Annotated in this window: 9 protein-coding genes and 1 tRNA gene; 4 read left to right on the forward strand and 6 right to left on the reverse strand. The window is 67.6% G+C overall.

What is annotated here, in order from left to right; translation table 11 throughout:
- The first annotated feature begins 66 nt into the window (after positions 1-66).
- Genes HH110_RS12250 through HH110_RS12260 form a run of 3 tightly spaced genes read left to right on the forward strand, consistent with a single transcriptional unit; the run spans position 67 to position 4,735 of the window.
- Positions 67-1,335 carry an efflux RND transporter periplasmic adaptor subunit gene (locus tag HH110_RS12250; protein WP_176990129.1) on the forward strand — a complete coding sequence of 423 codons (1,269 nt, stop codon included), beginning with the start codon at positions 67-69 and terminating at the stop codon, positions 1,333-1,335.
- Positions 1,332-3,299, forward strand: coding sequence for a MacB family efflux pump subunit (locus HH110_RS12255; RefSeq protein ID WP_176989934.1), 1,968 nt, complete (start codon positions 1,332-1,334; stop codon positions 3,297-3,299). The genes HH110_RS12250 and HH110_RS12255 overlap by 4 nt, the downstream gene beginning before the upstream one ends.
- Entirely contained in the window at positions 3,296-4,735 is a 1,440-nt protein-coding gene (locus HH110_RS12260; RefSeq protein ID WP_176989935.1) for an efflux transporter outer membrane subunit, read from the forward strand. The genes HH110_RS12255 and HH110_RS12260 overlap by 4 nt, the downstream gene beginning before the upstream one ends.
- A 141-nt stretch (positions 4,736-4,876) precedes the next feature.
- Here HH110_RS12260 and rlmB read toward each other — a convergent pair whose 3' ends face one another.
- The 3 genes from rlmB to rnr form a co-directional block, all read right to left on the reverse strand.
- Entirely contained in the window at positions 4,877-5,623 is a 747-nt protein-coding gene (gene rlmB, locus HH110_RS12265; protein WP_176989936.1) for a 23S rRNA (guanosine(2251)-2'-O)-methyltransferase RlmB, read from the reverse strand.
- A 110-nt stretch (positions 5,624-5,733) separates the two neighbouring features.
- Complete coding sequence (locus tag HH110_RS12270) at positions 5,734-6,210, reverse strand: GFA family protein (protein WP_176989937.1); 477 nt, start codon at positions 6,208-6,210, stop codon at positions 5,734-5,736.
- A 149-nt stretch (positions 6,211-6,359) separates the two neighbouring features.
- Positions 6,360-8,828 (reverse strand): ribonuclease R, encoded by a 2,469-nt coding sequence (gene rnr, locus HH110_RS12275; protein WP_176989938.1) that lies wholly within the window; start codon positions 8,826-8,828, stop codon positions 6,360-6,362.
- A gap of 127 nt (positions 8,829-8,955) precedes the next feature.
- Between rnr and HH110_RS12280 the strand changes: the two genes are divergently transcribed.
- Positions 8,956-9,042: transfer RNA gene (locus tag HH110_RS12280), tRNA-Leu, on the forward strand.
- A 155-nt stretch (positions 9,043-9,197) separates the two neighbouring features.
- Here the strand turns inward: HH110_RS12280 and HH110_RS12285 are convergent.
- The 3 genes from HH110_RS12285 to HH110_RS12295 are packed head-to-tail and all read right to left on the reverse strand — an operon-like array spanning position 9,198 to position 13,454.
- Positions 9,198-10,769, reverse strand: coding sequence for a DHA2 family efflux MFS transporter permease subunit (locus tag HH110_RS12285; RefSeq protein WP_176989939.1), 1,572 nt, complete (start codon positions 10,767-10,769; stop codon positions 9,198-9,200).
- Between the two features lie 7 nt (positions 10,770-10,776).
- Positions 10,777-11,958: a multidrug efflux MFS transporter periplasmic adaptor subunit EmrA gene (gene emrA, locus HH110_RS12290; protein WP_176989940.1), complete on the reverse strand. Its 1,182-nt coding sequence runs from the start codon at positions 11,956-11,958 to the stop codon at positions 10,777-10,779.
- Positions 11,959-11,969: 11 nt separating this feature from the next.
- Positions 11,970-13,454 (reverse strand): efflux transporter outer membrane subunit, encoded by a 1,485-nt coding sequence (locus HH110_RS12295; protein ID WP_176989941.1) that lies wholly within the window; start codon positions 13,452-13,454, stop codon positions 11,970-11,972.
- Between the last annotated feature and the right edge of the window lies 1 nt (position 13,455).

Here is a 13,455-nt window from a genome sequence, read left to right on the forward strand (position 1 = left end):
ATACATCTTGGTACACGGCGAGCATTGAGCCGGCGGTGAACGATCTTCACAATGCTGACAACGCCGATGCACCGGCCTGCCGAGTTGACGATCATCGTGAAGCCCCGTTTGCCCAGAACCCGCCGTGCCCGCCTCCTGCTGCTGCTCGTGGTCCTCGTCCTGATCGCCGCGATTGTGGCATGGATGCTGCGCAAGCCGGCCGCGCCCACGCTGGCGACCTCACCGGTCAGCCGCGGCGACATCGAACAGACGGTGGAAGCCACCGGTGTGATCGACGCCTACAAGCTGGTCAGCGTCGGTGCACAGGCTTCGGGGCAGATCAAATCGCTCAAGGTCCAGCTCGGCGATACCGTCAAGGAGGGCGACCTGATTGCCGAGATCGACGCCACCACCCAGCAGAACCAGGTGCTCAACGCCCAGGCGTCTCTGGACCAGGTCAAGGCCCAGCGCGCGGTGCAGCAGGCCAGCCTGCGCGAAGCCGAGCTCGAATTCGCCCGCCAGCAGCAGATGCTGGCCGCCGAGGCCACCTCGCGCGCCGAGTTCGATGCGGCCGACGCGAAGCTCAAGACCGCACGCGCACAGATCCAGTCGTTCGACGCGCAGATCACCGGGCGCGAAACCGAACTGGGCACCGCCCGCGCCAACCTGGCCTATACCCGCATCACCGCACCCATGGACGGCACCGTGGTCGCGGTGGTCGCCGAGGAAGGCCGTACCGTGAACGCCAACCAGACCGCGCCGACCATCGTGATGCTGGCCCGGCTGGACCTGGTGACGGTGAATGCCGAAGTGTCCGAAGCGGACGTGGTCAAGATCAAGGCCGGGATGCCGGTGTACTTCACCACGCTGGGTGAGCCGGACCGCAGATTCCACGCCACGCTGCGCCAGATCAACCCGGCACCGTCCTCGATCGCCAACGACAGCTCCAGCAGCTCCAGTTCGTCCAGCTCCAGCTCCAGCACTGCGGTCTACTACAACGCCTTGTTCGATGTGGAAAATCCTGACGGCACGTTGCGCATCGACATGACCGCCCAGGTCTCGGTGATGCTCAAGCAGGCCAAGGACGTGCTGATCATTCCCGCCGTCGCGCTCGGTCCGAAGACCCGTGACGGGCAGTACATGGTGCGCGTGGCCGATGCCGATGGCATGCCCGCCCCGCGCAAGGTCAAGATCGGCATCAACAACGGCGCCAATGCCGAAGTGCTGTCCGGCCTGGCAGAAGGCGACAAGGTCATCGTCGGCGAAGGCGGCGGTGCGCAGGGTGCCGGCGGCGGCAACCGCGGCGGTGGCGGCGTGCGGATCAGCGGCCCCGGCATGGGTGGGCCGCGCCGATGAGCACCGCCACGGGCACGCCGCTGCTGCGGCTGCGCGACCTGCGCCGGGAATTCCCGGCGGGCGATGAGACCATCGCGGTGCTGCGCGACGTCAATCTGGACATCGCAGCGGGCGAGATGGTGGCCATCGTCGGCCAGTCCGGCTCCGGCAAGTCCACGCTGATGAACATCCTCGGCTGCCTGGACCGGCCCACGCGCGGCAGCTACCAGGTGGCCGGCCGCGAAACCGGCCGCATGCAGCCGGACGAACTGGCCGAGCTGCGCCGCGAACATTTCGGCTTCATTTTCCAGCGCTACCACCTGCTCGGTGACCTGGACGCGCGCGGCAACGTGGCCGTGCCCGCCGTGTATGCAGGCAGTCCCGGCCCGGTGCGCACCGCGCGTGCCGAAGAACTGCTGCAACGGCTGGGCCTGGGCGACCGCATGAACCACAAGCCCGGCCAGCTCTCCGGCGGGCAGCAGCAGCGTGTGTCGATCGCGCGCGCATTGATGAACGGCGGCGAAGTGATCCTGGCCGACGAACCGACCGGCGCACTGGACACGAAATCCGGCGAAGAAGTGATGGGCATCCTCGGCGAGCTGCATGCCGAAGGCCACACCATCATCATCGTGACCCACGACATGAGCGTGGCCGAACACGCCCAGCGCATCATCGAAATCCGCGACGGCGAGATCATCGCCGACCGCATCAATCCGAATGCACCGAGCTACCGCGCGCAGCGCCAGCCGACCGTAGCGGCCGGCAAGGGCCACAGCTGGCGGGCAGCACGCGACCGCTTCACCGAAGCGTTCCGCATGGCCCTGCTGGCGATGAACGCCCACCGCCTGCGCACCTTCCTGACCATGCTCGGCATCATCATCGGCATCGCCTCGGTGGTCTCGGTGGTGGCGATGGGCAATGGCTCCCAGCAGCAGATCCTGCAGAACATCAGCGCGCTGGGCACCAACACCATCGACGTCTATCCCGGCCGTGGTTTCGGCGACATGCGTTCGGCCCGGGTGCAGACGCTGAAGGCCAGCGATGCCGATGCACTGGGCCGGCAGAGCTACATCGACAGTGCCACGCCCAGCGTGTCCTCCTCGGTGACCGCGCGCTACCGCAATCAATCGGCCACCGCGCAGGTCAACGGTGTCGGCGAGCAGTTCTTCCGGGTCAAGGGCGTGACCCTGATCGCCGGCAGCTTCTTCGATACCGATGCGGTGCGCAGCCTGGCCCAGGTGGCCATCATCGACGAGAACACCCGCACCCAGTTCTTCCCGAATGGCGAAGACCCGGTCGGCCAGGTGATCCTGCTCGGCAACGTGCCGGTGCGCGTGGTCGGTGTCGCGCAGCGGCAGAGCTTCGGCTTCGGCGGCAGCACCAGCCTGAGCGTGTGGGTGCCCTACACCACGGTGATGTCGCGCATGCTCGGCCAGAGCCATGTTTCCAGCATCACCGTGCGCGTGGATGACACCACGCCGATGGATGCGGCACAGGCCGCCATTTCCAAGCTGCTGATCATGCGTCACGGCACCGAGGACTTCTTCCTCAGCAACAGCGCCGAGATCCGCCAGACCATCGAGCAGACCACCCGCACGATGACGCTGTTGATCAGCGCCATCGCCGCGATCGCGCTGCTGGTCGGTGGCATCGGCGTGATGAACATCATGCTGGTCTCGGTGACCGAGCGGACCCGCGAGATCGGCGTGCGCATGGCCGTCGGCGCGCGGCAGAGCGATATCCGCCAGCAGTTCCTGATCGAAGCGGTGCTGGTGTGTCTGCTCGGCGGCCTGCTCGGCGTCGGCCTGTCGCTGGTGATCGGCTGGCTGTTCGGCAAGTTCGCGCCGGACTTCCAGATGCTGTTCTCGACCGCATCCATCGTGGCCGCCTTTGCCTGCTCCAGCCTGATCGGCGTGGCGTTTGGTTTCCTGCCGGCCCGCAATGCCGCCCAACTTGATCCCGTGGAGGCGCTGGCGCGCGAATGAAGATTTCTCCTGCTCTGCTGCACCCTGCGTCACTGCGCCCGCTGGCCCTGGCCTGCGTGACCGCGCTGGCCCTGTCTGGCTGCGTCAGTACCGGCCGCTACCAGGTCGATGCACCGGCGGTCCCGGCCACCTACGGCCGTGGCGATGGCACCTTGAACGCCCCCACCGAGGCCGTCAGCGAACAACCGCATGCGGCATCGGCGGATGTCCGCGCCGATGCCTGGTGGACCCAGTTCGGCGACCCCGGCCTGGACCGCGTGATCGATCGTGCCCTGGCCGCCAACACCGATCTGGTCTCGGCCGGATTGGCCGTGCAGCGTGCGCGGCTGCAGGCCGGGTTGGCCGACAACGCCCTGTGGCCGCAGCCCTCGGGCAGCGTCGGCAGCAGCGGCAACCGCCCGATCGACCAGAGCGCGGACTGGAACCGCGGCAGCTCGGCCGGCGTGTCCCTGCAATGGGAGATCGACCTGTGGGGGCGGCTGCGCGCCCAGCGCGACATCGCCCAGTGGGAAGCCCAGGCCAGCCAGGAGGACCTGCAGAACACCGCGCTGCTGGTGATCAGCGACGTGGCTACGCAGTACTGGACGCTGGCGTTCCTCAACCAGTCGATCGCCGCCGGCCAGGCCAACCTGGCGCGGCTGCAGCGCACCCGCGAGCTGGTCCAGGCGCGCTTCGATGCCGGTGCGGTATCGCGGCTGGAAGTACGCCAGGCCGCGCAGAGCCTGGAAGCACAACGTGCCGCGCAGAGTGCACTGGAGCAGCAGCGCGTCGCCGCGCGCAATGCGCTGACCGTGCTGCTGGACGGGCAACCGCTGGCGATGGCCGACGAGCCGCAGCAGTTGCAGCGCGTCGGCAGCCCGGTGATCGCCGAAGGCCTGCCGGCCGATCTGCTCGGCCGACGCCCGGACCTGCGCGCCGCCGAGCTGCGCCTGCGCAACAGCCTGAAGACCATCAAGGTCACCGCGACCCAGTACTACCCGGCGCTGAGCCTGACCGGCAGCGTCGGTACCGGTGCCGCCTCGCTCTCGGACGTGCTGAATAATCCGGTCGCCACCCTGGGCGCGGGGCTGTCGCTGCCGTTCCTCAACGTGCGCCAGGCCCAGTTGAACACCCGCTTGGCCGGCACCGACTACCAGATCGCGGCCAACGGGTTCCGCCGCACGCTGTACACCGCGTTGTCGGAAGTGGACAACGCCTTGTCGGCGCGCACCCAGTTCGCCACGCAGGTGGCGGCCTCGCAGGCGTCCTATGACGAAGCGGTGGAGATCGAACGGATGTACGAGGTGCGCTACCGGGTCGGTGCGACCGATCTGCGGACCTGGCTGGAAGCGCAGCAGACCCGGCGCGACGCCGAGCTGTCGCTGGCATCCGTGCGTCAACGGCAGTTGATCAACGATGTGACGTTGTTCAAGGCGCTGGGGGGAAGCGCGGGCTGATCGCCCGCGCCAGGTGCATCACGGGTAGAGCCACGCCATGCGTGGCTGCCTCTCGATCCGGCGCCGCACATTGTCTGCCTCTCGATCCCGCACCGCTCAGCCACGCATGGCGTGGCTCTACCCCCCGGGCCTGTGCGCGGCTTACAGCCCGCGCTGGCGCACTGCTTCGAACAGGCTCACGCCGGTGGCCACTGAGACGTTGAGGCTCTCGATATCGCCCGGCATCGGAATCTTGACCAGGCCATCGCAGTTCTCGCGGGTCAGGCGGCGCAGGCCGTCGGCTTCGCCGCCCAGCACCAGCGCCACGTTGCCCTTCAGATCGATCGCGTACAGCGATTCGGTGGCTTCGCCGGCCAGGCCGTAGATCCACACGCCCTGCTTCTGCAGATCCTTCAGGCAGCGCGAGAGGTTGGTCACCTGCACCACCGGGATGCGGTCGGCCGCGCCCGCCGAGGTCTTGCGCACGGTCGCGTTGACCGAAGCCGACTTGTCCTTGGGGATGATCACCGCCGTGGCACCGGCCGCAGCCGCGCTGCGCAGGCAGGCGCCGAGATTGTGCGGGTCCTGGACTTCATCCAGGATCAGCAGCAGGGCTTTGCCCTCGGCCGCTTCGACCAGCCCTTCCAGCTCGTTCTCGCCCCAGGTCCGTGCGGCCTGGTAGCGCGCGGCCACGCCCTGGTGACGCACCGAACCGCCCACACCGTCCAGCGCCTGGGTGTTCACCTTGCGCACGTCGATGCCCTTGCGGCGTGCGTTTTCCTCGATCTCGGTCAGACGCGGATTCTTCGCACCGGCCTCGATGAGGACCTCGCGGACGTTCTCGGCATCATTCTCGATCGAAGAGGCGACGGCGTTGACGCCGACGATCCACTGGCTTTGCTTGCTCATTGCGGGGGGCGGGACCGGTAAAGGGGTTGGTAATGGTAGAGCATCGAGCCCCACCCTGCCCTGCCGGGCGTTCACGGGGGCGTTCACGGGGGTGCGGCCACCGCCGGCCTTCAGCCCGGCGGCCAGTCCGTGGTGTCGTGGTCCGGGTGCTGGCGGGAGACGATATGCAGCAGGAAGTCCCCGGCCGCAGTGTCCTCCTCGCTGCGCAGCGCGCCGAGCGAGCCCAGCGTATCCACGAACGGCAGCTTGGCCTCGATGCCGTACTGGATCGTAGGCGGCAGACGGGTCGGCTCGTCAAACGCACCGGCCGCGACCGCCACACCGTCCGGCGCTTCATAGGTCAACGGGGTGCCGCAGTCGGCGCAGAAGCCGCGCTGGACCAGATTGGACGACGCGAAACGCCGGGGTTCGCCGCGGGTCCAGCGGAAATCGCTGCCGCGCACCGATACCAGGGGGGCGTAGTACGCGCCGAAGGCCTTCTGGCACATCCGGCAATGGCAGATCGAACTGTGGGTCAGCTCACCGACCACATGGAAGCGGATCGCGCCGCACTGGCAGCCGCCGCTGTATTCGGGGAAGGACTGCATGTGATCGCTCCGACGGGGTCCGTGGGAAACAACATGCCCACCCGCGGGGGGCGGGTGGACGGTGTGCCGGCCGACGGTCGGCGGGTAGACGAGGTGCCGACCAACGGTCGGCACCTACCGCGTACCGGCCGTGGGCCGGTACGCGACGATCAGTACTTCTGCTTCTGGCGCTTGGCCGGCTGGCCGCGCGGCGGCAGCTCGGGCAGGGCATCGTCCTTCTCTTCGACCAGGCGGAAGTCGATCTTGCGCTCTTCCATGCTGGCCTTGAGCACCAGGATCCGCACCCGGTCACCGAGACGGTAGATCTTGCCGCGACGCTCGCCGTTGAGCGTCTTGCGCACCGCGTCGAACTGGTAATAGTCGTGCGGCAGCTGGGTCACATGGACCAGGCCGTTGACCTTGGACTCATCCAGCTCCACGAACAGGCCGAAGCTGGTCACGCCACTGATCACGCCGTCGAACTGGCCACCCACGTGCTTTTCCATCCACGCGGCGCGGTAACGCTCGTCGACTTCGCGCTCGGCTTCGTCGGCACGGCGCGCACGCTCGGAGCACTGCAGGGCCAAGGCGGCCATCTCACGCGGCGAGTAGGTGAACTTCTCCGGCGCGGCCCCGCTGAGCGCGTGCTTGATCGCACGGTGCACCAGCAGATCGGGGTAACGACGGATCGGCGAGGTGAAGTGGGCGTACGCATCCAGCGCCAGGCCGAAGTGGCCCAGGTTGTCCGGCGAATACACAGCCAGGCTCTGGCTGCGCAGCAGCACCGATTCCAGCAGTGCCGCGTCCGGGCGATCGCGCACCTTCTTGAGCAGCTTGGTGAAATCGGCCGGCTGCACCTTCGACCACGGCGGCAGGCTCAGCTTGAATTCCTTGAGGAACTCGAGCAGATCGGCGTACTTGGATTCCGGCGGGCGCTCATGGTCGCGGAACGGCGCCGGCACCTGCTTGGCCAACAGGTAGCGTGCGGCCTGCACGTTCGCCGCGATCATGCATTCTTCGATCAGCTTGTGCGCATCGTTGCGCACCATCATCCCGGCCTGGGTGACTTCGCCGGTGTTGTCCAGCACGAAGCGCACTTCGGAGGTTTCAAACTCGATCGCACCGCGGCGGGTACGGGCCTTGGCCAGCACGTGATACAGCTGGTACAGGCGGTCGACCTGCGGCATCAGCGGGCCGATCGCCTTGCGCGCGGCCGGGTCGTTCTCGCCCACCGCTTCCCAGACCTGGTTATAGGTCAGGCGCGCGTGCGAGTTCATCACCGCTTCGTAGAAGCGCGAATGGATGACTTCGCCTTCGCGGTTCACCTGCATGTCGCAGACGAAGCACATGCGGTCGACCTTGGGCATCAGCGAGCAGATGCCGTTCGAGAGCGTTTCCGGCAGCATCGGCACCACGAACCCGGGGAAGTAGACCGAGGTCGCGCGCTTCTGCGCTTCATCATCCAGCGGCGTACCGGGACGTACGTAATTGGAGACGTCGGCGATCGCCACGACCAGGCGGAAGCCTTCGGCATTCGGTTCGCAGTAGACCGCGTCGTCGAAGTCCTTGGCATCCTCGCCATCGATGGTGACCAGCGGCGTGTTGCGCAGGTCTTCGCGGTGGCCGATCTGTTCCGGGGTGACCACCATCGGCACGGCGGTGGCTTCCGCCAGCACTTCGGCCGGGAACTCGAACGGCAGTTCGTGGCCGTGGATCGCAGTTTCCACCACCAGCGAGGCGGTCAGCTTGTCGCCGAGGACGGCGATGATGCGGCCGATCGGCGGACGACGGGTGTCCGGTGCCTGGGTCAGCTCGCAGACCACCAACTGGCCGTCGCGGGCATCGCCGGTCTGGTCGGGCGGGATCTGCACATTGCGCTGCACGCGCTTGTCGTCGGGCACCACGTAATTGATGCCGAATTCGACGCTGAAGCGGCCGATCAGGCGGCTCATGCCACGCTCGAGCACGCGCGAAATGCTGGCCTCGCGGCGACCACGACGATCGATGCCGGTCACGTTGACCAGCACGCGGTCGCCATGCAGCACCTTGCGCATTTCGAACGGCGGCAGGAACAGGTCGTCACCGCCCTCGACCGGGCGCAGGAAGCCGAACCCTTCCGGGTTGGCGATCACCACGCCGGTGATCAGGTTGACGGCCTGCAGCGGCGCGAAACCGCCACGGCGGTTCTGCACCAGCTGGCCATCACGGCACATCGCACCCAGGCGCTTGCCCAGGGCATCGGCACGGTCCGGCTCGGTCAGGCCGAGATGGATGGCGATCTCGTCGGCGGTCTGCGGGCCATCGCAGCGGTCGAGCAGTTGCAGGATCGCCTCACGGCTGGCGATCGGCTGCGCATAGCGCTCGGCCTCGCGGGCGGCGAACGGATCCACCTGCACTTCACCATCCAGCGGAGCCGGATGCGGGCGGCGGCGCGTCGGGATCGGCCCGGCGTGCGCGGGCTTGGCGCCCCGCTTGTTGCCGCGCGGCGGCTCAGGGGTGTTCAGGGATTCGGGCATCCAGGGGGGCAGCTTGCCGGCTTTCTTGGCGGCAGCGCGGGGGTTGCCCGACGGACCGGCTGCCTTCTTGGGCGCCGGGGACTTGGGGGCTTTCGCGCCCTGGGTCGGTTTCTTTGGTTTCATTGACCTCAATAGTAACCGCTGCGGGTGTGCAGAGTCAGTCAGCGGCACTCCTGTGCAGGATTGTGAAGAAATTTCACAAAACCGTTGACAAGTTTCCCGGACATGCCCAGAATTCTCCTCCTGAGTCGCCCAGGTGGCGGAATTGGTAGACGCACTAGCTTCAGGTGCTAGCGGGGGCAACTTCGTGGAGGTTCGAGTCCTCTCCTGGGCACCATGACTCGGAAAATGATCAAACCCGCGCAAGCGGGTTTTTTCGTTTCCGGGCCAGGTATGCATGGATACATGCGTACCGCGCGATGCCCGGCACCGCCCCACAACGAAAAAACCCCGCCTCTCAGCGGGGTTTTTTCGTTTCAACGTATCACGTCTTCAGTGCCCGCCGGCCGAGGCCGCACCCGCCCCTGCGCCGAACGGCGGCTTGGCCAGCCACAGGAAAGCGATGATGGCCAGGAAGATCCAGCCCAGCAGGAAGAAGATGTCGTTGAAGCCCATCTGCGAGGCCTGGTGGTTGATCATGTTGTTGAGCGCAGCCGCACCATGCTGCAGGTCGCCCTGCCCCATCGCGGTCACCTGGTCCTGCATGCCCGGGGTGTAGCCGGAGATGTGTTCGGTCAGGTGCGCGTGGTGTTCCTGGGTACGGCGTGCCCACAGCCACGTGGTCAGCGAGGCGGCGAAGCTGCCGCCCAGCGTACGCAGGAAGGTGGCCAGGCCGGAACCGGCGGCGATCTCGCGACCGTCCAGATCCGACAGCAGGATCTGCAGCACCGGCATGAAGAACAACGCCACGCCGATCCCCATGATCAGCTGGATGCCGGCCACATGGCCGAAGTCCACCTGCAGGTTGAAGCCCGAGCGCAGGAAGCTGGTGAACGACAGGAAGATGAAGGCGATCGTGGCCAGCATGCGCATGTCGAACCGCGAGGCGTACTTGCCCACGAACGGCGTCATGATCACCGGCAGCACGCCGATCGGCGCGGTCGCCAGGCCGGCCCAGATCGCGGTGTAGCCCATGTCACGCTGCAACCACTGCGGGATCAGCAGCGCCACGCTGAAGAACGCCGCGTAGGCCACCACCATCGCCAGCGTGCCGGCGCGGAAGTTGCGATGCCGGAACAGGCGCAGATCGACGATGGGATCCTTGTCGGTCAATTCCCAGATCAGGAACACTGCCAGGGCCACCACCGACACGCAGGCCAGCACGACGATCTTGGTCGAACTGAACCAGTCTTCGTCGTTGCCCAGATCGAGCACCAGCTGCAGGGCGCCCACGCCGATCACCAGGGTGATCAGACCGACGTAATCCATCTTCGGCTTTTCGACGTGTTCGGGGCGCCCCTTGAGCTGGTTGCCCACCACCAGCGCGGCGAAGATGCCCAGCGGCACGTTGATCAGGAAGATCCATTCCCAACTGTAGTTGTCGGTGATCCAGCCCCCGAGGATCGGGCCGGCGATCGGCGCGACCACGGTGATCATCGCCAGCAACGCCAGCGCCTGCCCGCGTTTTTCACGTGGATAGAGCGAGACCAGCAGGCTCTGCGTGATCGGGTACATCGGGCCGGCGACGAAGCCTTGGATCGCACGCGACACCACCAGCATGCCCATGCTCTGGGCCAGGCCGCACAGCAGCGAGGCCAGGGTGAAGGCCAGCGTGGCCCAGACGAACAGCTTGGTTTCGCCGAAGCGCCGGCTGAGGTAGCCGGTCAGCGGCAGCGCGATCGCGGTGCTGACCGCGAACGAGGTGATGACCCAGGTGGCCTGCTGCGAACTGGCGCCGAGATTGCCGGCGATGGTCGGCAACGAGACGTTGGCGATGGTGGTGTCCAGGACCTGCATGAACGAGGCCATCGCCAGCCCTGCGGTACACAGGGCGACGTTGGCCGGCCGGAAGGCCGTGCCTGGCGCCGCGGGGGCGCCCGGCGCGGCGGGAGCTTGTGCGGACATGGTGGCCTCAGCTCGCCTTGGCCTGCTGCGGCAGGTTGCTCTGGATGATCTGGTGGATCACATCGTCGGCGCTGTGCAGCTGCTTGGCGTAGACGTCGGTATCGAACACCTGGCCCTTGGCGGTTTCGGTCGGCAGCACGGTGCCCTTCTGGTCGCGCAGGCTCACTTCGGCCTTGATCGACAGACCGATGCGCAGCGGGTGCTCGGCGAGCTGCTTGGCATCGATGGCGATGCGCACCGGCACGCGCTGCACGATCTTTATCCAGTTGCCGCTGGCGTTCTGCGCCGGCAGCAGCGAGAACGCCGAACCGGTGCCCAGGCCGAGGCTGTCGATGCGGCCCTTGTAGGTGACGTCACCGCCGTACAGGTCCGAACGCAGCTCCACTTCCTGGCCCAGGCGCATGTGGCGCAGCTGGGTTTCCTTGAAGTTGGCTTCGACCCACATCTGCTCGGTCGGCACCACGGCCATCAGGGCATTGCCCGGCTGCACGCGCTGGCCGACCTGCACCGAACGACGGGCGACGTAGCCGGTGACCGGCGCGACGATGCCGGCGCGGGCATTGTTGAGATAGGCCTGGCGCAGCTGCGCGGCGGCGGCCTGCACGTCCGGCTGGGTCGCGATCACGGTGTCATCGACCAGCGCGTTGCTGCGCTCGAAGGTCTCGCGCGAGCCGGCCACGGCGGCTTCGGCAGCGGCCAGTTCGGTGCGGGCATGTGCCAGTTCTTCGTTGGAGATCGCGCCGGTGTTGGCCAGATCCTTACGACGGTTGAAGTCCTCGCGCACGCGCTTCAGGGTGACCTGGCGCGCGTTCAATTCTGCCTGGGCGCCTTCCACGCTGCGGTACAGACCGCGCACCTGGCGGACCGTCTTGGCGAGGTTGGCTTCGGCCTGCTGCAGGGCGACTTCGGTATCGGCCGGGTCCAGCTGGACCAGCAGCTGGCCGCGCTCGACGCGCATGCCGTCATCGGCGTTGATCGCGACCACGGTGCCGCTGATCAGCGGGGTGATCTGGACCTGGTTGCCCTGCACGTAGGCATCGTCGGTTTCTTCGAACCAGCGGCCGAACATGAAGTACCACAGGGCCAGGGCGGCCAGCAGCAGCACGACGATGACCAGCAGGCCGCGCAGCAGCTTGCCGCGACGGGAGGGAGCTGCCTTCTCGGCAGCGGGGGCGGAGGTCTGACTCATGGGGATGACTCTCAGGAATGCGGGGATTCGGGGGTGGCGGCGACCGTGGCGGCGTCGCTGGTCGGGGTGAAACCACCGCCCAACGCCTGGCTCAGGCGGACCGAAACAAGGATCTGACGCGACTGCAGGCTGGCCAGCCGCTGCTGGGACACCAGCAACTGCTCTTCGACACTGAGCACGTCCAGGTAGCTTCCGATGCCGGCGCGGTAGCGCTGCTCCGCCAGGTCATGGGCGGCGCGCGCGGTGCTGACGGCCTGGGCCTGGGCACTGGCCTGGTCGGCCAGCGAACGCACCGCGTTGACCTGGTCGGCGACGTCACGCAGCGCATTGACCACGGACTGGTTGTAATCGGCCACGGCCAGGTCGTACTGCGCGTCGGTCTTGCCCAGGTTGGCGCGCAGGCGGCCGCCGTCGAAGATCGGCAGGCTCAGCGCCGGGCCGAGGAAGGCGAACGTCGAGCCACTCTTGAGCAGCTGGTCCACTTCACTGGAGACCACGCCGCCCAGGGCGGTCAGGTTGAGACTGGGGTAGAAAGCGGCCTTGGCCGCGTGGATCTCGCGGTTGGCCGCCTCCACGCGCCAGCGCGCGGCGACGATGTCCGGGCGACGACCGAGCAGTTCGCTCGGCAGCACGCCGGGCAGCTGCAGCGCCAAGGGGTTCAGCATCTGCGGGCGTTCGATCTGCAGGCCACGGTCCGGGCCCTGCCCGACCAGCGCGGCGAGCGCGGTGCGGGCTTCATCGATCTGCTGCTGCGCGGCCTGCTGTTGCTGCTGCGCGGCCGGGATGCGGGCCTCGGCCTGGCGGGTCTGCAGGTCGCTGTCGATGCCAGCGGCGCGACGCTGGCGGGTCAGGTCCAGGGTCTTCTGCGAGCGCGCCAGTTCTTCGCTGGCCACGTCGTGCAGTGTCCACGCGTAACCCAGCTGCGCGTACGCCTCGGCGATGGCGGCCGAGAGATTCAGGCGCGCGGCCTGGGCGTCCACTTCCGCGGCGTGACCGCTGTCCACGGCCGCTTCCCAGGCGGCACGCTTGCCGCCCCACAGGTCGATGCCGTAGCTGAAGCTCAGGTAGGCCTGGCCGCTGCCGGCGTAGCTGCCACCGAGTTCGTCACCGACCATCGACTCGGGCAGGCGCACGCCGGTGTAGCCGCCGGAGGCGGAAACGCTGGGCAGGCGATCGGCGCGGGCGGTGCCGATCTGGGCACGGGCCTGGCGCAGGCGCGCATCGGCGGCCTCCAGCCCGGGATTGCGCTGCAGGCCTTCCGCGATCAGGGCGTCAAGCTGGGGGTCGCCCAGCGCGCGCCACCAGTCGGTGGCCGGCCAACCGGGCTGGCTCAGGCCGTTGGCGGCCAGGGTGCGCTGGGTCTGCAGGCTGTCTGCGTCGAGCAGACGACCCTGCGGCTCCAGGCCGCGGCTGCTGGCACACGCGGCCAGCGCAAGCGCCAGCACGGAGACCAGCACCGGCCGCAGCGGGCGCAGTGGATGAGAGCGTTCAAACATG

The sequence above is a fragment of the Stenotrophomonas sp. SAM-B genome (assembly GCF_013387485.1).
Classification (GTDB): Bacteria; Pseudomonadota; Gammaproteobacteria; order Xanthomonadales; family Xanthomonadaceae; genus Stenotrophomonas; species Stenotrophomonas maltophilia_AA.

Excerpts from the sequence above, each read along its gene's own strand:
- HH110_RS12250 (WP_176990129.1), top strand. The coding sequence starts at position 67 with ATGCACCGGCCTGCCGAGTTGACGATCATCGTGAAGCCCCGTTTGCCC.
- HH110_RS12255 (WP_176989934.1), top strand. The coding sequence starts at position 1,332 with ATGAGCACCGCCACGGGCACGCCGCTGCTGCGGCTGCGCGACCTGCGC.
- HH110_RS12260 (WP_176989935.1), top strand. The coding sequence starts at position 3,296 with ATGAAGATTTCTCCTGCTCTGCTGCACCCTGCGTCACTGCGCCCGCTG.
- rlmB (WP_176989936.1), bottom strand. The coding sequence starts at position 5,623 with ATGAGCAAGCAAAGCCAGTGGATCGTCGGCGTCAACGCCGTCGCCTCT.
- HH110_RS12270 (WP_176989937.1), bottom strand. The coding sequence starts at position 6,210 with ATGCAGTCCTTCCCCGAATACAGCGGCGGCTGCCAGTGCGGCGCGATC.
- rnr (WP_176989938.1), bottom strand. The coding sequence starts at position 8,828 with ATGAAACCAAAGAAACCGACCCAGGGCGCGAAAGCCCCCAAGTCCCCG.
- HH110_RS12285 (WP_176989939.1), bottom strand. The coding sequence starts at position 10,769 with ATGTCCGCACAAGCTCCCGCCGCGCCGGGCGCCCCCGCGGCGCCAGGC.
- emrA (WP_176989940.1), bottom strand. The coding sequence starts at position 11,958 with ATGAGTCAGACCTCCGCCCCCGCTGCCGAGAAGGCAGCTCCCTCCCGT.
- HH110_RS12295 (WP_176989941.1), bottom strand. The coding sequence starts at position 13,454 with ATGTTTGAACGCTCTCATCCACTGCGCCCGCTGCGGCCGGTGCTGGTC.